This window comes from Salinisphaera sp. PC39 (assembly GCF_040361335.1).
Classification (GTDB): Bacteria; Pseudomonadota; Gammaproteobacteria; order Nevskiales; family Salinisphaeraceae; genus APNM01.
On sequence record NZ_APNM01000010.1, the window covers coordinates 75373 to 94237 of the forward strand.

The 18865-nt window shown below is 69.4% G+C and carries 17 protein-coding genes; 12 read left to right on the forward strand and 5 right to left on the reverse strand.

The window, feature by feature from the left end:
- Window positions 1-184: 184 nt before the first annotated feature.
- The 4 genes from PC39_RS11145 to PC39_RS11160 all read left to right on the forward strand — a co-directional run bounded on the left by PC39_RS11145 (window position 185) and on the right by PC39_RS11160 (window position 5715).
- On the forward strand, window positions 185-2350 hold the full coding sequence (locus PC39_RS11145; protein ID WP_353253468.1) for a sensor histidine kinase: 2166 nt from the start codon (window positions 185-187) through the stop codon (window positions 2348-2350).
- Window positions 2337-4481: a sensor histidine kinase gene (locus PC39_RS11150; protein ID WP_353253469.1), complete on the forward strand. Its 2145-nt coding sequence runs from the start codon at window positions 2337-2339 to the stop codon at window positions 4479-4481. The genes PC39_RS11145 and PC39_RS11150 overlap by 14 nt, the downstream gene beginning before the upstream one ends.
- Window positions 4478-5128: a response regulator gene (locus tag PC39_RS11155; protein WP_353253470.1), complete on the forward strand. Its 651-nt coding sequence runs from the start codon at window positions 4478-4480 to the stop codon at window positions 5126-5128. The genes PC39_RS11150 and PC39_RS11155 overlap by 4 nt, the downstream gene beginning before the upstream one ends.
- A gap of 149 nt (window positions 5129-5277) precedes the next feature.
- On the forward strand, window positions 5278-5715 hold the full coding sequence (locus PC39_RS11160) for a host attachment protein (RefSeq protein ID WP_353253471.1): 438 nt from the start codon (window positions 5278-5280) through the stop codon (window positions 5713-5715).
- Between the two features lie 111 nt (window positions 5716-5826).
- On the opposite strand, the gene PC39_RS11165 is transcribed toward PC39_RS11160, so the two are convergent.
- The 5 genes from PC39_RS11165 to PC39_RS11185 form a co-directional block, all read right to left on the reverse strand.
- Entirely contained in the window at window positions 5827-6429 is a 603-nt protein-coding gene (locus PC39_RS11165) for an NUDIX hydrolase (protein ID WP_353253472.1), read from the reverse strand.
- A gap of 64 nt (window positions 6430-6493) precedes the next feature.
- Entirely contained in the window at window positions 6494-7891 is a 1398-nt protein-coding gene (locus tag PC39_RS11170) for an NAD(P)(+) transhydrogenase (Re/Si-specific) subunit beta (protein WP_353253473.1), read from the reverse strand.
- 59 nt (window positions 7892-7950) lie between these two features.
- Window positions 7951-8235, reverse strand: coding sequence for an NAD(P) transhydrogenase subunit alpha part 2 (locus PC39_RS11175; protein WP_311651191.1), 285 nt, complete (start codon window positions 8233-8235; stop codon window positions 7951-7953).
- A gap of 84 nt (window positions 8236-8319) precedes the next feature.
- Window positions 8320-9492, reverse strand: coding sequence for a Re/Si-specific NAD(P)(+) transhydrogenase subunit alpha (locus PC39_RS11180; RefSeq protein WP_353253474.1), 1173 nt, complete (start codon window positions 9490-9492; stop codon window positions 8320-8322).
- A 172-nt stretch (window positions 9493-9664) separates the two neighbouring features.
- On the reverse strand, window positions 9665-10402 hold the full coding sequence (locus PC39_RS11185) for a hypothetical protein (RefSeq protein ID WP_353253475.1): 738 nt from the start codon (window positions 10400-10402) through the stop codon (window positions 9665-9667).
- Between the two features lie 30 nt (window positions 10403-10432).
- Here PC39_RS11185 and PC39_RS11190 point away from each other — a divergent pair, with 30 nt between their 5' ends.
- The 8 genes from PC39_RS11190 to PC39_RS11225 all read left to right on the forward strand — a co-directional run bounded on the left by PC39_RS11190 (window position 10433) and on the right by PC39_RS11225 (window position 17571).
- Window positions 10433-11332 (forward strand): 5'-3' exonuclease, encoded by a 900-nt coding sequence (locus PC39_RS11190; RefSeq protein ID WP_353253476.1) that lies wholly within the window; start codon window positions 10433-10435, stop codon window positions 11330-11332.
- A complete protein-coding gene (locus PC39_RS11195) occupies window positions 11329-12219 on the forward strand; it encodes a fructosamine kinase family protein (RefSeq protein ID WP_353253477.1) in 891 nt (296 codons plus the stop codon). The genes PC39_RS11190 and PC39_RS11195 overlap by 4 nt, the downstream gene beginning before the upstream one ends.
- Before the next feature lie 32 nt (window positions 12220-12251).
- Window positions 12252-13079 carry a tRNA 2-thiocytidine(32) synthetase TtcA gene (gene ttcA, locus PC39_RS11200; RefSeq protein ID WP_502950876.1) on the forward strand — a complete coding sequence of 276 codons (828 nt, stop codon included), beginning with the start codon at window positions 12252-12254 and terminating at the stop codon, window positions 13077-13079.
- Between the two features lie 66 nt (window positions 13080-13145).
- The gene (locus tag PC39_RS11205; RefSeq protein ID WP_353253478.1) at window positions 13146-15161 is read left to right on the forward strand and encodes a DUF1631 family protein; all 2016 of its coding nucleotides are present in this window, start codon (window positions 13146-13148) and stop codon (window positions 15159-15161) included.
- 56 nt (window positions 15162-15217) lie between these two features.
- On the forward strand, window positions 15218-15436 hold the full coding sequence (locus PC39_RS11210; RefSeq protein WP_353253479.1) for a hypothetical protein: 219 nt from the start codon (window positions 15218-15220) through the stop codon (window positions 15434-15436).
- 124 nt (window positions 15437-15560) lie between these two features.
- Window positions 15561-15875, forward strand: coding sequence for an HvfA family oxazolone/thioamide-modified RiPP metallophore (locus PC39_RS11215; RefSeq protein ID WP_353253480.1), 315 nt, complete (start codon window positions 15561-15563; stop codon window positions 15873-15875).
- 24 nt (window positions 15876-15899) lie between these two features.
- Window positions 15900-16790 (forward strand): HvfB family MNIO-type RiPP peptide maturase, encoded by an 891-nt coding sequence (locus PC39_RS11220; protein WP_353253481.1) that lies wholly within the window; start codon window positions 15900-15902, stop codon window positions 16788-16790.
- Window positions 16783-17571, forward strand: a complete 789-nt coding sequence (locus PC39_RS11225) for an HvfC family RiPP maturation protein (RefSeq protein WP_353253482.1) — start codon at window positions 16783-16785, stop codon at window positions 17569-17571. The genes PC39_RS11220 and PC39_RS11225 overlap by 8 nt, the downstream gene beginning before the upstream one ends.
- The last annotated feature ends 1294 nt before the right edge of the window (window positions 17572-18865 follow it).

Sequence of the window (18865 nt, forward strand, 5' to 3'; positions counted from 1 at the left end):
CGCTGCGGCCGGCGAAGCCACGGGTTCGTTGCGGTCCTTGGGGATACGCGCTTAGATACGGCTGTGAACGACCGACGAGCCGGGCGCGACGACCCCTATATGGGGGTTCGAGCGGGTCCGTGACCGGGCGCATAGTCGTGGCATGCATGGCGACCCGGTACGACACGAACAACAAGAGGTCCGCATGCGTCCGGTATTCCGCATCGCTCCCGAGCAGGTTATCGCCGTCGCCGGCCTGGCGACGTTGACGGCGATTGCCGCCGTCCTGTGGCTCGCCACGCGCGGTCCGAGCCTGGGCCTGCAATGGCGTGCCGCCGGCGATGACGTGGCCATTGCCGGGATCGCCGGGACCGTGTCGGTCCCGGCGCTGCAACCGGGCATGATCGTGGCGGCGCTGATAGCGGATGACCGGTATCTGCCGCTGACCGCGGCGGATATCACGCCCGAACCGGATGCCACCCATGTCCGGGCCGCCGACTACCGTGCCTTCCTGGCGCGACAGGACGCCCTGTGGCACGCCCTGTCGGCGGACCATGCCGCCCTGGTCCTGGCGGACGACACGGTCGTGTCCGTGCCGGTGCGCGCCGGACGCCCGCCGGGGGAACTCCCATGGACCTTCTGGGTTCAGCTCCTGTGCGGGGCGGGCGGGCTGCTCGCCGGCGCCACCGTCTGGGCGTACCGGCAGTCGGATCCCGCGGCGCGCTACTACGCGATCACCGGTCTCGGATTGGCCGCCGCCGCCCTGTCGGCGGCGGTGTACTCCAGTCGGGAACTCGCGCTGCCCCTGGCGACATTCGAGGCGCTACACATCGTCAACCAGACCGGCACGCTACTCTATACCGCCGCCTTCGTGGCCGTGTTGTGGCATTACCCGAGGCGCCTGGGAAGTCTGCCGCTCGGCCCGATACTGTTTGCGATCTATGCGGTTGTCGCGCTGGCCGCGGCATTCTATTGGCTTCCCGACTTCAATCTTTCCCTGCGCATGCCGGTACTCGCGGGGTTCCTGGGGGCGATCCTGCTGGGCGTCCGGCAGTGGCGGGTCAGCCGCGGCGAGCCTCTGGCGCGCGCCGGACTCCGCTGGTTCCTGTTTTCGTGGTTCTTCGGCAGCACCCTGTTCCTGGCGCTGGTGTTCGTGCCGCCGCTTTTCGGGATCGACGCGTCGTCGGCCCAGGCACCGGCGTTTCTGCTGTTGCTGGTGATCCACCTGGCGTTGGCCGTGGGTATCCTGCGCTATCGTCTGTTCGAGCTCGACCGCTGGTGGGGGCGCGCCTGGTTGCTGGCGGTCTCGGGCTTGATGGTCTACGGCCTGGATTTCCTTCTGATCCATGCCATCGGTTTGTCCGGATCGATCGCGTTGCCGCTCTCGCTGGCCGTGGTCGGTTGGCTCTACTTTCCGGTTCGGCAATGGTTCGCCCAGTGGCTGTCCGGATTCGGCCGCTCGGGTCGTCCCGTTCTGGTACGCATGGTCACGGACGCGCTGTCGCGGCTCGACCGCGAGCCGGACCGGGCCTGGGCGGATCTGCTCAGTCAGGTTTATCGTCCGGGCGACATGTCGGTTTGCGAGGGGGTGTCCGCGGACCGTGTCCACGAAGGGGGGTTGGCCTTGGACGTGGCGGGCGACGATGACCGGCGCCCGCGGCGGCTGCGATATTGTCAGCGCGGTGCGCGCTTGTTCCGGCGGGAGGATTTGGCGCTGCTGATCGACCTGCGAGGCCTGTTCGGCGAGATTCTCGGCTACCGCGGGCGGCTCCGGGCGGCCGTGGTCGCCGAGCGCGACCGCGTGGCGCGCGATCTCCACGACGATGTCGGCGCGCGTCTCCTGACCCTGGTAAACCGTCTGGACGCGCCCCAGGCCGAGCAGGTTCGCACGGCCCTGTCGGAATTGCGGTCGGTGATCTACAGCATGGGTCCGGAGCGGGTGGTCCTGGCCGATGCCATGGGCGACTGGCGTGCCGAGGTGGCCGAACGCTGCGAGGCCGCCGCCGTGCAACTGCAATGGCGGCTCCATGACGAGCCGCCCGAGATCACCCTCTCGGGGACGGTTCTGCTGGCGCTGACCCGCGTGCTGCGGGAGTCGGTCACCAATGCCATCCGCCATGCCCGTCCCGAGCGCCTGACCCTCGATATCCGTTTCGACGACGATCGCATGGACTGCGTCCTGCGGCATCGTTACGACGGACCGCCGCCGCAGGCATGGCGCGAATCCCTGGGCCTTCACAACCTCCGGGAACGCATGGCCCGACAGGGCGGATATATCCGTTGGCGGTATACGGCGCCGCACTTGGAAACGGTCTGGTCCGTGGCGCTGACGCCGGACGAGCCGGGGGGAGCGGCCGATGCCACACGCTGAACCATCGGCGGTTTTGCCGCGCGTGTCGCCGGCGGCGTTGCTGGTGGCCGGCCTCGGCCTCGCGGTCGCGGGCATCGCCGTTTGCCTGTGGCTGTCGTTGCGCCAGCCCTGGCTGGGTCTGACGCCCTATGTGCCGGACAACGGCCCGGGACTCATCGTGGCGGAGGACACCGGCGACTGGCGCCTGCTGGCCCTGGCGGCGCCCGGCGGCGAGCGTATGGACCTGGCGGCGCGGGATCTCCTGGAGGAGCCCGATTTCCTGCGCACGTACGCCGAGTATGCGGACTTCCTCGCCCGCCAGGATCGTCTGCATGCCATCCTGTCCGGCGATCGGCTGGTCCTCTACCCCGCCACCGGGCCGCCGCGCGAGGTTCGTCCCTCGCGCAACCGGCCGCTGGCGAGTCTGCCGGCCGCATTCTGGTTCCAGCTCGCGTTCGCGGTGATCTGCCTCGGCATCGCCACCGCCGTCTGGGCGTTCCGCCGCGACCGCGCCGGCACGCTGTTCGGCATCACCGGGCTGGGGCTCTTCGTCGTGGGCCTTTCCGCGGCCGTCTACAGTACCCGCGAACTGGCCCTGTCGGCCGACTTGTTCCGTGCCCTGGCCGTCGCCAATCACGGCGGCGGCATGCTGTTTTCCGGCGCTTTCGTGGCGACACTCTGGCATTACCCGAATCGGTTGACGGCCCTGCCCGCCGCCCGTCTCAGCTTCGTCGTCTTCGGCATCGTCTGGGTCCTGGACAGCGTGTGGTGGCTGCCGAACGTGGATGCCGGTTTCCGCTATCCGCTCCTGATCGGCCTCGTGTTCACCATGGTCCTGGCGGTGGAGCAGTGGCGACGCCTCGATTCGCCGGTCGACCGGGCGGCCATGCGCTGGTTCGCCTTCGCCTGGTTCGCCGGCAGCAGCCTGTTCGTGAGTCTGATGTTCCTGCCGGTGCTGTTCGGCGGCTCGCCGATCTTCCCGCAGAGCTACTCCTTCGGTCTGCTGCTGCCGATCTATGCCGGCGTGGCCGCCGGGGTGGCCCGCTATCGCCTGTTCCAGCTCGAGCGCTGGTGGTACCCGACACTGGCGGGTTTCGCGGCGCTGCTTGCGGTGTTGCTGGCGACGCCGCTGGTGGCGCAGGTGACCCGCTGGCCGCAGTCCTGGGCGCTCCTCGCCGTGATCGCCGCGGCCGGTTGGATCTATTTCCCGTTGCGGGTTTGGCTCGGGCGCAGGCGCGCCCGGCGTCGCCGCGCGCGCGACCTGCCGTTGCTGGGCGACGCCCTCGACGTGTTGTTCAATCCCCGCCACGAGAGCGGGCGCGACGCCCTATGGCGGGGCCTGCTGGAACGGGCGTTTTCGCCCATGGAGATACGTCGCGAGCGGGACTCGTCCGCGCGCATCCGGGTGAGCGCGGACGGCTCCACCCTGTGGACGCCGGCGGAGGATGGCTTGCCGGGCTACAGCCTGCGCTGGCCGGACCGCGGCGCCCGCCTGTTCGACGATGCCGACCTGCGTCTGGTCGAGACCCTGTTGCCGTTGACCGCCTATGCCAGCGACCTGCGGGGGGCCTGGGAGGCGGGCGCCGCCGCCGAGCGCGCCCGGATCAAGACCGATCTCGAGGACGATCTGGCCGCGCGGCTATACGAGCAGATCCTGCGGGCCGGCAGCGACGAGATCGCGGACGCGGCCCGCGGTGCCCTGGCCGAGGTGCGGTTGCTGATCGATCAGCTCGACGCCGGCCGCCGGCCGGCGGCCGAAGCGATCGACGACTGGCGCGCCCAGATCGCCGATCTCTGCGAGCAGGGGGGGGTCGCGCTTGCCTGGCGGCAGTATGGCGAGATGCCCGCGCGCGATCTCGGGCCGCAGGCGCGGGCCAATCCGCTGCGGATTCTCAGGGAGGCACTCGCGAACGCGCTCGCGCACTCGCGCCCCACCCATATAGAGGTGGCCGTGGCGACCGGCGGCGACGATATTGGCCTGACCATGGAATACGACAGCGACGCGGAAGCTCCGTCACGCTGGGAAGTCGGCCGCGGTCTGCTCAACATGCAGGCCCGCGCCCGGCAGCTCGGCGGCGAATTGCGCTGGAGTCAGCCCGAACCGGGCCGGATACGGCTGGAGTGTCGCCTTCGACTGGAGCTTGGAACATGAATACGCCCCGGTCCGCCCTGGTGGTGGAGGACTTGCCGGCCTCGCGGGACTGGCTGTGCCGGGTCCTCGCGGCGGCGTTTCCGGGTATTGCCGTCAGCACCGCCGGCAACCTGGCGGCGGCACGCGACTGTCTGGAATCGCTGGCGCCCGACCTGGCCCTGGTCGATCTGGGTCTGCCGGACGGCGACGGCGTGGATCTGATCCTGGCGATGCGCCGCTTGCATCCGCGCTGCCAATGCGTGGTAACCACCATTTACGACGATGACTCGCACCTGTTCCCGGCCCTGCGCGCCGGCGCCGCCGGCTACCTGCTCAAGGATCAGCCGAAGGATCGGCTGGTCACGCAACTGTGCGGCATCGCGGCCGGCGAGCCGCCGCTGTCGCCGGTGATCGCGCGCCGACTGCTCAAGGTGTTCGAGCCCGAGCCGGTCCACGAGCGGCCGGAGAGCCTCTCGCCGCGTGAGCGCGAGACCCTGGTTCTGATCGCCAAGGGATACCGCCTCAACGAAGTGGCGGATTGCCTGGGCGTGACCCGGAACACCGCCGCCGGCTACATCAAGGGGGTGTATCGCAAGCTGCAGATCTCGTCGCGGGCGGAGGCGGCACTGGCCGCCGCGCGCATGGGGCTGGTGCGGCAGGTCCTCTGATCGGGTTCTCTGGCCGGGGCACGAATCGCGCTTGCCGCGGTCTACGGGAAAAGGTGGTGGGGGCATCTCGCTAAAGGGGGGACGTCAGGCGTATCTTGGAGGTGCCGGCCACCGGCCGACTGATCGACCCAACCTGACTGGGAGGCGGTATGCACAAGACCTGGATCGTGGTGGCGGATTCCGCCCGTGCCCGGATATTCAAGCGCGACGGCCGCTGGCAGGAACTGGACGAGTTCCGCGGGCTGGCCCATCCCGAATCGCGGCTGCACAACGGCGACCTTCGCACCGGCGGCCGCGGCGAGCAGCAGGAGAGCACGCGCCAGAGCAGTCATGCCTCCGACTGGGAGAACACCCCGGCGGAAACCGAGGCGGCCCGTTTCGCGCGCGAGGTGGCGGATGCCCTGCACAAGGGCCGCAGCGGCGGCGAGTTCGAGAAGCTCGTGTTGGTGGCCGCGCCGGCCTTCCTGGGCCGCCTCCGGGACAAGCTGGATCCGGCGACCGCACATTGCGTGGTCCAGGAACTGGACAAGAACTGGGCGCGTCAGCCCACCCAGAAGATCCGCTCCCTGCTGGAACGGCATTTCTGATTCTTGATGTAACCACAGAGGCACAGAGCCACAGAGGGTCGGTTGGTTTAGCGGTGCCAGCCGAGCCTGCCCGGATTTCTTGGCTTCCTCTGTGCCCCTGTGTCCCTGTGGTTAGCTTGGAACGCGCCGGTAGAGGCGCACGAGTTCGTCGAGCATCAGGAGCGTGAGGCCCCAGACGCGGCGGCCGCGGTAGTCGTAGCGGGGCATCGGCAGGGGCACCGGTCCGATCCGCCAGAGCATGCGGCCGCGGTTGCGCCGGTCGGCGAGGAAGGCCAGCGGCAGCCACAGGGTCTCGCGGACCTCGTGGTTCAGGTCCCACTCGGGCTCGGCGTCGCGTGCCGCGAACACGTAGGGCGTGACCACCATCGGTCGGGGCCGGGCATGGCTGCGCGTGAGCCGGTCGGACAGGCGGCCGATGCGGTCCGCCGGGGATATCACCAGCCCCGTCTCCTCGCGGCATTCGCGGCAGGCCGCCGCCACCGTGCGGTCGTCGTCCGACTGCAGGCGGCCGCCGGGGAAGCCCATGTCCCCCGACCAGGGATCGCCCTCGCGCTCCGCGCGCCGTACCAGCAGTACGCTCAGGCCCTCGGGCCGTTCCGCGAGAACCACGGCCACCGCCGCGCGGTCGATCCGGCGCCGGCCGGGCAGTCGCCAGGGACGGTGCCGCGACAGGCGGTCGGCGAGGTCCGCCAGCGCGGGCTCGGCGCCGCTCACGCGAGTCCCCGAAAGAAAAAGGCCGCCCGGGGGCGGCCTTTTCCGTGCCATGGCAAGGGCATGGTCAGAGTTGCTTCAGTCCCGCCGCCAGGTCGGTGCAGACCTGCTTGGCGTCGCCGAAGATCATGCGGGTGTTGTCGCCGAAGAACAGCGCGTTCTGCACGCCCGAGAACCCGGTGCCCTTGCCGCGCTTGATGACGTAGCACTCGCGTGCCTTGTCCACGTCCAGGATCGGCATGCCGTAGATCGGGCTCGACTCGTCGGTGCGCGCGGCCGGGTTGACCACGTCGTTCGCGCCGATCACCAGCGCCGCGTCCGCGGTCGGGAACTCGGCGTTGATGTCCTCGAGGTCGTAGATCATGTCGTAGGGCACGCCGGCCTCGGCCAGCAGCACGTTCATGTGCCCGGGCATGCGGCCCGCCACCGGGTGGATGGCGAACTTCACGTCCACGTCGTGCTCCTTCTGGAGCATCTGCACGAACTCCCAGAGCTTGTGCTGGGCCTGGGCCACGGCGAGGCCGTAGCCGGGCACGATGATCAGGGTGTCGGAGTAGGCGAAGGACGCCGCGGCGTCGAAGGCCTCCACCGACTTCATCTCGCCCTCGGGGCCCTCGGCCTCGGCGCCGTCGTCCACGCCGAAGCCGGCGAACAGCACGTTGGCCAGCGACCGGTTCATGGCGTTCGCCATGAGGATGGTCAGCAGGGAGCCGGCCGCGCCGACCACGGTGCCGGCGATGATCATGGCCGGGTTCGAGAGCACGAAGCCCTCGAAGGCCACCGCCAGACCGGTCAGGGCGTTGTACAGGGAGATCACCACCGGCATGTCGGCGCCGCCGATCGGGTTGGTGATCAGCACGCCCAACACCAGGGTGGCCAGCAGCAGCACGGTGACCAGCACCGGCGTGCTGCTGTCGGCGGTGACGATGAACAGGCCGAGCACGATCGTGGCCAGCGCCAGGCCGCCGTTGATCAGGTGCTGCTGCGGCAGGCGGATGGTCTTCTTCTGCACGCCCTCCAGCTTGGCCCAGGCGATCAGGCTGCCCGAGAAGGACACGCCGCCGATGATCGCGCCCAGGACCGCCAGGCCCAGCACGGTCGTGCCGTGGGCCCAGGCGGCGCCGGAGTACATCTCGACCAGGGCGATGGCCGCGGCCGCGCCGCCGCCCATGCCGTTGTACAGCGCCACCATCTGCGGCATCGCGGTCATCTGTACGCGCTTGCCGGAGATCCAGGCGCCGATGCCGCCGATGGCGATCGCCAGCAGCATCAGGAAGTAGCGGCCGACCCCGGCCTCCATCGCCGGATGCCAGAGGGTTACCACGGTGGCCAGCACCATGCCGGCGCCGGCCCAGATGATGCCGCCGCGCGCGGTCTTGGGCGACCCCATGCGCTTGAGGCCGACGATGAACAGGACGGCGGCGATGAAGTAGCTCGCCTCGACGGTGAAATGCCAGAAACTCATATCGGTTGACCTTTATTCGTTGCTCGGGAGCGCTCGGATCGGGACCTTGCGGTTCGCCGTCAGTCCTTGGAGGACTTGAACATCTCCAGCATGCGTTCGGTGACCACGTAGCCGCCGACCGCGTTGCCGGCCGCCAGGACGACGCCGACAAAGCCGATCAGGGTCTCCCAGAATCCGTGCGCGTGGCCCAGGGCCACCATCGCGCCGACCAGCACGATCCCGTGCACGAAGTTGGAGCCGGACATCAGCGGCGTGTGCAGGATCACCGGCACCCGGCCGATGATCTCGTAGCCGGTGAAGGCGGCGAGCATGAATATGTAGAGCGCAACGAATCCGGTAATCATCTCGATCTCCTGTGTCTCGTGATCCGTGATTGGTGATTCGTGATTCGCTCTTGCCAATCACCGATCACGAATCACCAGTCACGTTTAGCCCTGAAGCGCTTCCTTGGCGGCCTCGTTCTTGATCTCGCCGTCGTGCGTCAGCACCGACTTGGCGAGGACCTCGTCGTCCCAGTCGATAGCGAGCTTGCGCGGCTGGGGTCCCTTGGGCTTGTCCTCGCCCTCGGGGGCCTCCTCCTCGACCAGGATCAGGCTCAGGAAGTTGAACAGGTTCTGGGCGTACATCTCGCTGGCGTGCTCGGCGAGCTCGGCCGGGACGTTGGTCGGGCCGAGGATGGTGACCGAGCCTTCCTTGACGGTCTCGCCGGGCTTGGTCAGCTCGCAGTTGCCGCCGCCGGCGGCGCCCAGGTCCACGATCACCGAGCCGGACTTCATCTTGGCGACCATGTCCTTGCTGATGATCTTGGGCGCGGGCCGGCCGGGGACCGCGGCCGTGGTGATCACCGCGTCCGCCTGACCGACGTGCTTCGCCAGCATTTCCTGCTGCTTGGCCTTCTCCTCGTCGGTGAGCTCGCGCGCGTAGCCGCCCTCGGCCTCGGCCTTGACGCCCTCGGCGACCAGGAAGTCGGCGCCCAGGGACTCGACCTGCTCCTTGGTGTCGGTGCGCACGTCGTAGGCCTCGACCTTGGCGCCCAGGCGCTTGGCCGTGGCGATCGCCTGCAGGCCCGCCACGCCGGCGCCGATCACCAGGACCTTGGCCGGGCGGATGGTGCCGGCCGCGGTGGTCAGCATCGGCAGGAAGCGCTCCAGCGAGTTCGCGGCCATCAGCGCGGCCTTGTAGCCGGCGGCCGAGGCCTGCGAGGACAGCGCGTCCATGCTCTGGGCGCGGGTGATCCGCGGCACCAGCTCCATGGCGAAGCAGGTGACGCCGGCCTCGTTCAGGGCCTTGACCGCCTCCGGATTCTGGTGGGCCTGAACGAAGCTGACCAGGATCGAGCCCTTCTTCATCTTCGCCAGGTTCTTGGGGTCCGGCGCGTTCACGGCGAGCACGACGTCGGCGTTGTAGACATCGCCGGCGCGTCCGACCACCTTGATCGGGTCGGCGTAGCCTTCGTCCGGGATGCGCGAGCCTTCGCCGGCACCCTTCTGGATCCGCACCTCGACGCCCAGCTTGGCGAGCTTCTCGGCGACCTTGGGGACCATGGCGACGCGATTCTCGCCGCTCGCGGCCTCTTTCGGGACTGCGATTGTTACCGTCATAGTTCCTGTTCCGATGAATGGGTCAAGGCCCGCACCGGCGTGGTTGTCACGCCGCGTGTCTCCCCGGGCCCGGCCGTCAATCGAGTCATTCTATTAGCGTTAACGGGCCGAGTAGTCTAACCGATGCGCGGGATTTTTCGTAATCGGCGCTTGGACAACCCGTCCGACGGGGTCACTCGCGGGCCGCCGCCTCGTAGCCGGGCGGAATCTCGAACACCAGGTCCGACAGGCGGTCGTGACCGACCCGTCTCAGGGTGCGCCGGGCGCCCGTGCCGTCCTGCCGATAGCGCACCGGCATGCCCTCGAGCGCCAGGTAGGGCAGGCCGACATTCTCGAAGCCGGTGCCGGCCAGCAGCGTCTCCATGAGTTCGAACATACCGCGCACGGTGGCGAACTCCGCCGGCGGGATGCCCAGGGCCCCGGGATCGGCCACGCACAGGGTCTCCTGCGGCTTGCCGTCGCGCCGGATCTCGATCTCGCGGCACTTGTGGCCGGCCACCTTGGATACGGCGCCGGTGGCTTCGGCGCGGGTGTCGCCGGCGGTGGCGTCGAAGCCCGGCACCTGGTCGGCCAGCGCCGCGCGGGCCGCCGCGCGCTTGTCCTCGGGCAGCTCGGCCAGCCGCGCTTCTATCCGGGCGCGCAGCTTGTCGAGTCGCCGGCGGATCGCCCGCGCGGCATCGGCATCCAGGCGCCGATAGCGCTTGGCCTCGGGGTCCACGGTGTAGATGCTGTCCTCGGCCGCGCGGTAGAGCTGCCAGGTGGGGCCGGGATCGTCGATGCGCAGTTCGCCCGGCCGCAACCGGACCGTGAAATCGCCGTCGCCGCCGCCGTACACGAGCGTGGTGTCGGCGCCGGCGGTGACCGCGGCACAGGCGAGCGCGACCGCCGCCGCCTGGGTTAAGGTTCGCATGCGTGAGGCCGAATGGGACGCGACAGAAACGTGAAGCCGACTCTACCCCAGTCGCTGTTGCTGGTCGATGCCAGCGTCTACATCTTCCGCGCCTGGCATTCGCTGCCGGATAGCCTGACCGCCGCCGACGGCGCGCCGGTCAACGCCGTCTACGGCTTCGGCGACTGCCTCTCCCGCATGATCGCCACCGCCCGGCCCCGTGCCGTGGCGGTGGCATTCGACGAATCCCTGGAGACTTCGTTCCGCAACGAGCTCTACGCCGACTACAAGGGCAACCGCGAGAGCGCGCCACCCGAGCTCAAGGCCCAGATCGCCCATTGCCAGTCGCTGGCCGGCGCCCTGGGCGCGACGGTACTGGTCAGCCCGCGCTACGAGGCGGACGACCTGATCGGCAGCCTCGCGGCGCGCGCGCCCGAGCCGGTGACCATCGTTTCCTCGGACAAGGATCTGGCGCAGCTCCTACGGCCCGGCGACATCCTCTGGGATTATGCCCGCGACCTGCGGTACGACCGCGAGGCCATCCGCGCCAAGTTCGGTGTCGACAGCGAGCGGATGCGCGACTATCTGGGTCTGGTCGGGGACGCCGTCGACAACATCCCCGGGGTCGCCGGCATCGGCCCCAAGACCGCGGTCGCGCTGCTGGCGGCCTACGGCGACCTGGATGCGCTGTACGCCGACCTCGACGGTGTCGCCGCCCTGCCGGGCCTGCGCGGCGCGGCCGGTGTCGCGCGGCGGTTGGCGGACGAGCGCGAGCGGGCCTTCCTCTCCCGCGAGTTGGCCACCATCGTGTGCGACGCGCCGTTGCCGCCGGAAGTCGCGGACCTGCGTTGGCGGCCGCCCGCGACCGCGGCGATCGAGACCTGGTGCGACGATCTCGGACTCGGCGGCCGGTTGCGCGGCCAGCTCCTGCGGCTGGCGGAGGCGGCATGAACCCGACGGATGCGCCCTGGCCGCAGATCGAGGCCGCCATCCGCGCGGCCGCCGGCAGTGATTTCCGAATCCGGGACGTGCGGCCGGTGGCCGGTGGTTGTATCCACGACGCGGCCAGCGTCGCCGGCGGCGGCGAACGCTTTTTCGTCAAGCGCAACCGTGCCGACCATGCCGATCTCTTCGCCGCCGAGGCCGCCGGCCTGGACGAGCTGCGCACCGGGCCGGCCCTGCGCATCCCCGCGCCGGTCACCCACGGCACGGTGGGGGAGCAGGCCTTTCTGGTACTGGAGTTCGTCGACCTGTATCCGCTCACCGGCGAGGCCATGGCCGTGCTCGGCGAGGCCCTGGCCGATCTCCACGGCATCGTGCGCGACACCTACGGCTGGGACCGCGACAACGCCATCGGCGCCACGCCGCAGCGCAACGCCCCGCACGGGGACTGGACCGAGTTCTGGCGCGAGAACCGCCTGGGCTATCAGCTCGAACTGGCCGCCCGGCGCGAGCCGGCACTGGCGCGTCTGGGCGAGCCGCTGGTGACCGGGCTGGCCGGCCTGCTCGCCGGCCACCGGCCCGAGGCTTCACTGCTGCACGGCGATCTCTGGGCCGGCAACGTCGCCGTGGACGCCGACGGTCGGCCGGTGCTGTTCGACCCGGCGGTGTATTTCGGGGACCGCGAGACGGATCTCGCCATGAGCGAACTGTTCGGCGGCTTCTCGCCGCTGTTCTTCGAGGCCTACCAGGGCGCCTGGCCCCTGGAGACCGGCTACCGCGAGGTCCGCCGCGACCTCTATCAGCTCTACCACCTGCTCAACCACTTCAACCTGTTCGGCGGCCACTACGGCCACGATGCCCGGCGCTGCATCGAACGCCTGCGCGCGGCCCTGTAACCTATCCCGCGCAACCTGTAACCTTGCGCACCATGTCCGCCGTCGCCCAGACATTGCAGCCCGGCTCGGTCAACGCCAACAAGCTGGCCAAACGCCTGCGCCGGCTCACCGGCCAGGCCATCGCCGACTACCGCATGATCGAGGACGGCGATCGCGTCATGGTCTGCCTGTCCGGCGGCAAGGACAGCTACACCCTGCTGGACATGCTGCGTTACCTGCAGGCCAAGGCGCCGGTGTCGTTCTCCCTGACCGCGGTCAACCTCGACCAGAAACAGCCGGGCTTTCCCGAGCACGTGCTACCCGATTACCTGCGGGATCTCGGGGTGGACTTCACCATCCTGGAGCGCGACACCTACAGCGTGGTCCGCGAGAAGATCCCCGAGGGCGCCACCATGTGCGGCCTGTGCTCGCGCCTGCGCCGCGGCATCCTCTATCGCTACGCGCGCGAGAACGGGTTCACCAAGATCGCCCTGGGACATCACCGCGACGACATCGTCGAGACCCTGTTCCTCAACCTGTTCCACGGCGGGCGGCTGGCGGCGATGCCGCCCAAGCTCAAGAGCGACGACGGTACCAATGTCGTGATCCGGCCGCTGGCCTACTGCCGCGAAAGCGACATCGAGCGTTGGGCTGGCCTCCAGGACTACCCCATCATTCCCTGCAACCTGTGCGGCTCCCAGGAGAACCTGCAGCGACAGGCGGTCAAGGCCATGCTCGCCGACTGGGAGCGCATCCACCCCGGCCGGGGCGAGACCATCTTCCGGGCCCTGACCAACGTCGCACCCTCGCAGCTTGCCGATCCCGAGCTGTTCGATTTCGCCGGCCTCGCACCGGAGCGCGGTCCCGACGACACTCTCTGAGGGCCGGATTCGGGGCGGCCTTTGGCGTATGCTGAACCGCAGGCATCCGCAGGGGGTACGCAGAGCGTGAGCGCCGCCGATCCCGGGCCCGCGGCCCGCGAACAATCCGTCGACCCCGCCCGACTGGCGGCGGTCTTCCGGTCCTCGGCCCTGAACGCCGCCGGGCGCCTGCTGGACGCCGCCCTGGACGGCGCGGAGGAAGGCTTGTTCCGCATCGAGGCGGAGGCCGATTACGATCCCGACGTCGTCGACGCCTGCGCCGAGGCCCGCCTGCTGGCGAGGGACGAGCGCGCCCGCCTGACCATGGTGTTCATCCAGGTGCTGGGCGAGGGCCTGTCCGGGCAGGGCGGCGCCAGCGAGCCGGGCGACGAGGCGCTGCTGCCCTCGGCCGAGGCCGGGGAGGCGGTCCGGGCCGGCGAGATGGCGGGCCGCCTGATCGAGCAATGCGCCGCCGACTTGGAGCCGTTGGAGGCACGGCTGGCCAGCCTGGCCGGGTCGGGCGGACCGCCGCCCACCGCGATCTCGCCCACCGTGCTGTGCCAAGCCTTCCGCCAGGCGATGCAGACCATCGGCGGCGGCCCCGACGCGCGGCAACTGCTGTACCGGCTGTTCGAGCGCACCTTGGAGGCGCGCCTGGGACGGCTCTACCGGAAGCTCGACCGGGCATTGGCCGGGCGCGGTATCGAGCCGGCGCCGCAGCGCCGCGGCACGGAGCGGGATGTCGCCGAGCGCCCGCCGCGCAGTGCCCACTGGGCCCGCCAGCTCAAGGCATCGCGCCGGGCGGTCGCGCCCGAGAACGAGTTCGGTCCCGGCGAGATCCTGTCGGCGCTGGCGGAGATCACCGGCCGCGAGGAGGCGTGGCGCTCCCCGCGTGCCCTGGTCGAGACCTTGTTGGAGACACTGCGCGGACACCAGCGGGACACCGCGCCCCGCTCCCTGCCGGCGCCCGCCCGCCGCCAGATCGGTCTGGTCGCGGCCTGGTGGAGCGATCTGTGCGCCGACCGTTCGGTGCCGGCGCCCGCGCTGCCCCTGCTGGCGCGGCTGCGGTCGACCCTGCTCGAGATCGCGTTGCTCGACGACGGCCTGTTCCGCGACCCCGACAATCCCGCCCGACGCATGGTCAATGAGCTGGCGACGCTGGCCGAGCCCGGCGAGACCGAGGTCTGGCGGCGGACGGCGACCGTGGTCGATCGCGTCCGGCGGGATTTCCGTCAACGTCCGGCCGTGGTCACCGCCGCGGCGCGGGCCCTGGGCCGACGGCGCGCACCGAGCCGCGACGCCGTCGTCGACAAGGCGCGCCGGATGGCCGTGCTGGAATTGCGCCAGCAGGCCCTGGGGCGCGCGCCGCCGCCCGGCATAAGGCCGTTCCTGCTCAAGGGCTGGGCGCCGGTGCTGGTGCGGGCCTACCTGGAGAGCGGGATCGACGGCCCTCTCTGGTGCACCGCCGTGAGCCGGCTGTCTCGGCTGCTGGCCCTGGTCCAGCCACCCGAGTACGGCGCCGATCCGGAGGCCCGCGTGCGGGCGCAGCGCGGTCTCGCCCGCGAGATCCGCGGGCAGTTGCTGGACCGGGGCGTCGGTCGGCGCCGGATCACCGACTACCTGAATGCCCTGGAGACGGCGTTCGCCGAGGCCAACCGGGCTCACGCCACGGCGGCCGTGCCCGAGGTCGAATCGTATGACGAGCCGGTGGCCTGGGACGCCGACGCCACGGTATTCGACGACAGCGGCGACTACGCGGCGGCCGACGCCCTGCCCGAGCGCCGTGCCGAACCCGCCGCCGAGCCGTTGCCGGCCGACACCGCCGGGTCGGTGCTCGCCGAGGCCTGCCGGCCGGGCCGCTGGTTCCAGCTCCATACCGGCGCCGAGTCCGGCACGCGCTGGCTGCGGCTGATCGACCACGACACCGAACGTGGCGTGGTGTCGTTCGGGGACCGCCGCGGCCGGGTGGCCCTGGAACGTCCGGCGGCCGAGTTCGCCGAGGACCTGCGGCTGGGCCGTTCGCGTCCGGTGTACGACGCCGAGGCCTTCGAGTCCCGGCTGGCGGCCATCATCGGCGGGCAGGCCCGGGACATGGCGCGCTGATGACGGGCCTTTGATATGGTCGAGGCATGACGTGCCACCAAAGGGAGGAAACCGTCATGCATCGCATTCTTTTGTTTCTCGCGATCCTCGGCTCGGGTCTCGCCCTGGCCGCCTGCTCCGACGACCAGTCCGGCCAGCAGGGCGGCGCCGGCGACAACGACACCGAACTCAAGGTCGATACCGAGAACGGCTCCTTCAGCTACGAGAACGAGGAGGGGGATTCCATCAGCGTCAACGGCGACGACGGCGGCGACCAGGGCAACGGCAAGGAATAGCCGCGGTCGCCCCTGAAAGCGATCCGGCGCCGGCCGGGTCCACTGTGACAGCCCCGTCGGGGGCGCGCCGCCGCGGCGGCGCACGATTCCAAGGGGGTAACCCCGCAACCAGAGGGAAGACGTGATGAGCAAGAAAGACGAGCGCAAGCACTTGGCCGCGGCCATCGGCACCGCTTTCGCGGCCTCCATGACCTTCGCCGGCGCCGCGTCGGCGGACGCCAATCCGTTCCAGGCCAGCGAGCTGGACGGCGGCTATCTCCAGGTCGCCAGCAGCCACGGCGCCGACAAGGATGCCGAGGGCAAGTGCGGCGAAGCCAAGTGCGGCGGCGACAAGGCGGCCGACAAGAAGGACGCCGAGGGCAAGTGCGGGGGCGACAAGCCCGCCGACAAGGATGCCGAAGGCAAGTGCGGCGAGGCCAAGTGCGGCGGGGACAAATAGTCCGCGCCGAGCTTGCGTGACGCCATGACGACCGAAGCCGTGAACCGTTATCCCGTGCATGGTGCCGGTCTGGGTCTGCGGCGGGCCCTCATGGGCCCGCTCGCGGACGCCCCGCCGCCGCAGGTGGATTTCCTGGAGGTGGCGCCGGAGAACTGGATCGGCATCGGCGGGGCGCGCAAGCGTGCCTTCCGCGAGTTCACCGAGCGCTACCCCTTCGTCACCCACGGTCTGTCGCTGTCGCTGGGCGGCCCCGCCCCGCTGGACGAGGACTTCCTGCGCGAGGTGCGCCGTTTCCTCGACGAACACGGCATCCGCTACTACTCCGAGCACCTGTCCTACTGCGGCGACGACGGTCATCTCTACGACCTGATGCCGATCCCCTTCACCGAGGAGGCCGTGGACTACGTCGCCGCACGCATCGCCCGCGCCCAGGACATCCTGGGGCGGCGCATCGCCGTCGAGAACGTCTCCTGCTACGCGACGCCCGGCGCCGAGATGAGCGAGATCGAGTTCGTCCGCGCGGTGCTGGAGCGCGCCGATTGCGAGCTGTTGCTCGACGTCAACAACATCTACGTCAACAGCGTGAATTTCGGCTACGACCCCGAGGCGTTCCTGGACGCGATTCCGGGCGAACGGATCGCCTATTGCCATATCGCGGGACACCATGACGAGGCGCCGGACCTGAAGGTGGACACGCACGGCGCCGATGTCTGCGACCCGGTCTGGAATCTGCTGGAAAGCGCCTACCGCCGCTTCGGCACCTTCCCCACCCTGCTGGAGCGGGACTTCAATTTCCCGCCCCTGCCGGAACTGCTGGCCGAGGTCGACGAGATCGTCGCCCGCCAGCGCCGCTGGGCCGGTCATCCGGGCGACTACTTCGAGGCCCGCGCAGGGGCCGAGGCCGCCCATGTCTGAGGGCGGCGGGCGGCCGCGCTTCCAGCAGCTCCAGTACGAGTTCGCCGCCCACCTGCGCGATCCCGAGCGCCATCCGCCGCCCGCCGGCGTCGAAGACCGGCGGCTGGCGGTCTACCGCGACCTGTTCTTCAACAACGTCGGCAACTATCTCGCGAAAGCCTTCCCGGTCCTGCGCCGCATCTACGCCGACGACGACTGGGATGCCATGGTCCGGGACTTTTTCGCCCGGCACGAATCGCACGGGCCGCAGTTCTATCAGGTCGCCGGGGAATTCCTGGCCTATCTCGACGACGAGCGCGGCGAGCGCCCCGAGGACCCGCCGTTCCTGCGCGAGCTGGCGCACTACGAGTGGGTGGAGCTGCGGCTCGCCATCCTGGACGCCGATCCCGACGCGGTGGCGGCCGACCCGGACGGCGACCTTCTCGCCCAGGCGCCGGTGCTTTCGCCGACGGCCTGGCCGCTGGTCTACCGCTATCCGGTGCACACCCTGGGGCCGGACAACCATCCGGACACGCCTCCGGACGAGCCCACCCACCTGGTGGTCTTCCGCGACCGGGGCGACCGCGTGCGCTTTCTCAAGATCAATCCGGTCACGGCCCGCCTGCTGGCGTTGATCCGGGAAAGGCCCGAGGCGCCGGGACGCGAGCACCTGGAGACCATCGCCGCCGAGTTGCGGCACCCCGACCCGGCCACGGTGATCGCGGGCGGACGTGACATCCTCGCCGATCTGACGGCCCGCGACGTCATACTGGGTACCCGCCCGCCCGACGCGCCGGCGTGACCGGTTGGTTACAACGTCGCCAATCCGCCGGGCGGCCAGCCGCGAGCGCCACTTGTCCCGCTTATCACAAGGTTATCCACAGCGTTGTCCAGGGCCGCTGTGAATGAAGGCGTGGCGCCGGCGGCCGGGATGCCGAACGCCGTAGTCTCGTAACGACCCTCTCGGACCGTAGGCCGGGATAAGCGACGCGTTCCCGGCATGCCGCCGATGATTCTCGATTGCGGAAGAAATGATCTTGAACCACAGAGGCACAGAGGACACAGAGATTTAATGGGGTGAGTCTTCTTGGCCCCTTTTGCTCCTGTGCTCTCTGTGTCTCTGTGGTTGATCTTCTAGCTGCCGAAAACGGGCCAGACGGCCCTTGTTCCAGCCCACGCCTGCCGAAGATCACGACGGCGGAAAGCGCCTCGGCAAGCGGCCGGCAAGAACATGGACCACAGAGGCGCACGGAGGCGCACAGAGGGACACAGAGGAAACTGACTGTTGTCCCGGAAGCCGCAAAGAAGCCTGCCCCGGACACGATCACGGTTTTCAAGCGAAAGAGACGGATAGCCCGTTAAGGTTCGTTGCCAACCCGGCAGCTCGAGCGCCGGGGCGCTTCGCGGTCGGTGCCGTGCCGGGCCAGGGTATTTGTTTATCCACAGATTGACACCGATTAACGCAGATTAATTGGGGCTGTTCTTTAATCTGCGTCCATCGGCGTCATCTGCGGATCGTTTCTTCCGGGAACCGCCCGCCAAGCTCCGTTGCCGCCCCGGCAATTCGGTCGCCTAGGCGCTGCGCGGTCGGCGCCGTGCCAAGCCAAGGCATTTGTTTATCCGCGGATGGACGCCGATTAACGCAGATTGATTGGGCTACTCTTTAATCTGCGTATATCTGCGTAATCTGCGGATTATTTCTTTCAGGAACCACACGCCAAGGTCCGGTTCTAGCTCGGCGTTTCGGTCGCCGGGGCACTACGCGGTCGGCGCCGTGCCGAGTCAAGGCGCTTGTTTTATCCGCAGATTGACACCGATTAACGCAGATTGGTCAGGGCTGTTCTTTAATCTGCGTCCATCAGCGTCATCTGTGGATTCTTTCTTCCGGGAACCACCCGCCAAGGTCCGTTACCAACCCGGCAGTTCAGTCGCCGGGGCGCTGCGCGGTCGGTGCCGTGCCAAGCCAAGGCATTTGTTTATCCGCGGATGGACGCCGATTAACGCAGATCGGTTGGACTGCTCTTTAATCTGCGTCCATCGGCGTAATCTGTGGATTCCTTCTTCCGGCAAGCGGCCAGCAAGAACCTCCGCGCGCC

Excerpts from the sequence above, each read along its gene's own strand:
- PC39_RS11145 (WP_353253468.1), top strand. The coding sequence starts at position 185 with ATGCGTCCGGTATTCCGCATCGCTCCCGAGCAGGTTATCGCCGTCGCC.
- PC39_RS11150 (WP_353253469.1), top strand. The coding sequence starts at position 2,337 with ATGCCACACGCTGAACCATCGGCGGTTTTGCCGCGCGTGTCGCCGGCG.
- PC39_RS11155 (WP_353253470.1), top strand. The coding sequence starts at position 4,478 with ATGAATACGCCCCGGTCCGCCCTGGTGGTGGAGGACTTGCCGGCCTCG.
- PC39_RS11160 (WP_353253471.1), top strand. The coding sequence starts at position 5,278 with ATGCACAAGACCTGGATCGTGGTGGCGGATTCCGCCCGTGCCCGGATA.
- PC39_RS11170 (WP_353253473.1), bottom strand. The coding sequence starts at position 7,891 with ATGAGTTTCTGGCATTTCACCGTCGAGGCGAGCTACTTCATCGCCGCC.
- PC39_RS11175 (WP_311651191.1), bottom strand. The coding sequence starts at position 8,235 with ATGATTACCGGATTCGTTGCGCTCTACATATTCATGCTCGCCGCCTTC.
- PC39_RS11180 (WP_353253474.1), bottom strand. The coding sequence starts at position 9,492 with ATGACGGTAACAATCGCAGTCCCGAAAGAGGCCGCGAGCGGCGAGAAT.
- PC39_RS11185 (WP_353253475.1), bottom strand. The coding sequence starts at position 10,402 with ATGCGAACCTTAACCCAGGCGGCGGCGGTCGCGCTCGCCTGTGCCGCG.
- PC39_RS11195 (WP_353253477.1), top strand. The coding sequence starts at position 11,329 with ATGAACCCGACGGATGCGCCCTGGCCGCAGATCGAGGCCGCCATCCGC.
- ttcA (WP_502950876.1), top strand. The coding sequence starts at position 12,252 with ATGTCCGCCGTCGCCCAGACATTGCAGCCCGGCTCGGTCAACGCCAAC.
- PC39_RS11210 (WP_353253479.1), top strand. The coding sequence starts at position 15,218 with ATGCATCGCATTCTTTTGTTTCTCGCGATCCTCGGCTCGGGTCTCGCC.
- PC39_RS11215 (WP_353253480.1), top strand. The coding sequence starts at position 15,561 with ATGAGCAAGAAAGACGAGCGCAAGCACTTGGCCGCGGCCATCGGCACC.
- PC39_RS11220 (WP_353253481.1), top strand. The coding sequence starts at position 15,900 with ATGACGACCGAAGCCGTGAACCGTTATCCCGTGCATGGTGCCGGTCTG.
- PC39_RS11225 (WP_353253482.1), top strand. The coding sequence starts at position 16,783 with ATGTCTGAGGGCGGCGGGCGGCCGCGCTTCCAGCAGCTCCAGTACGAG.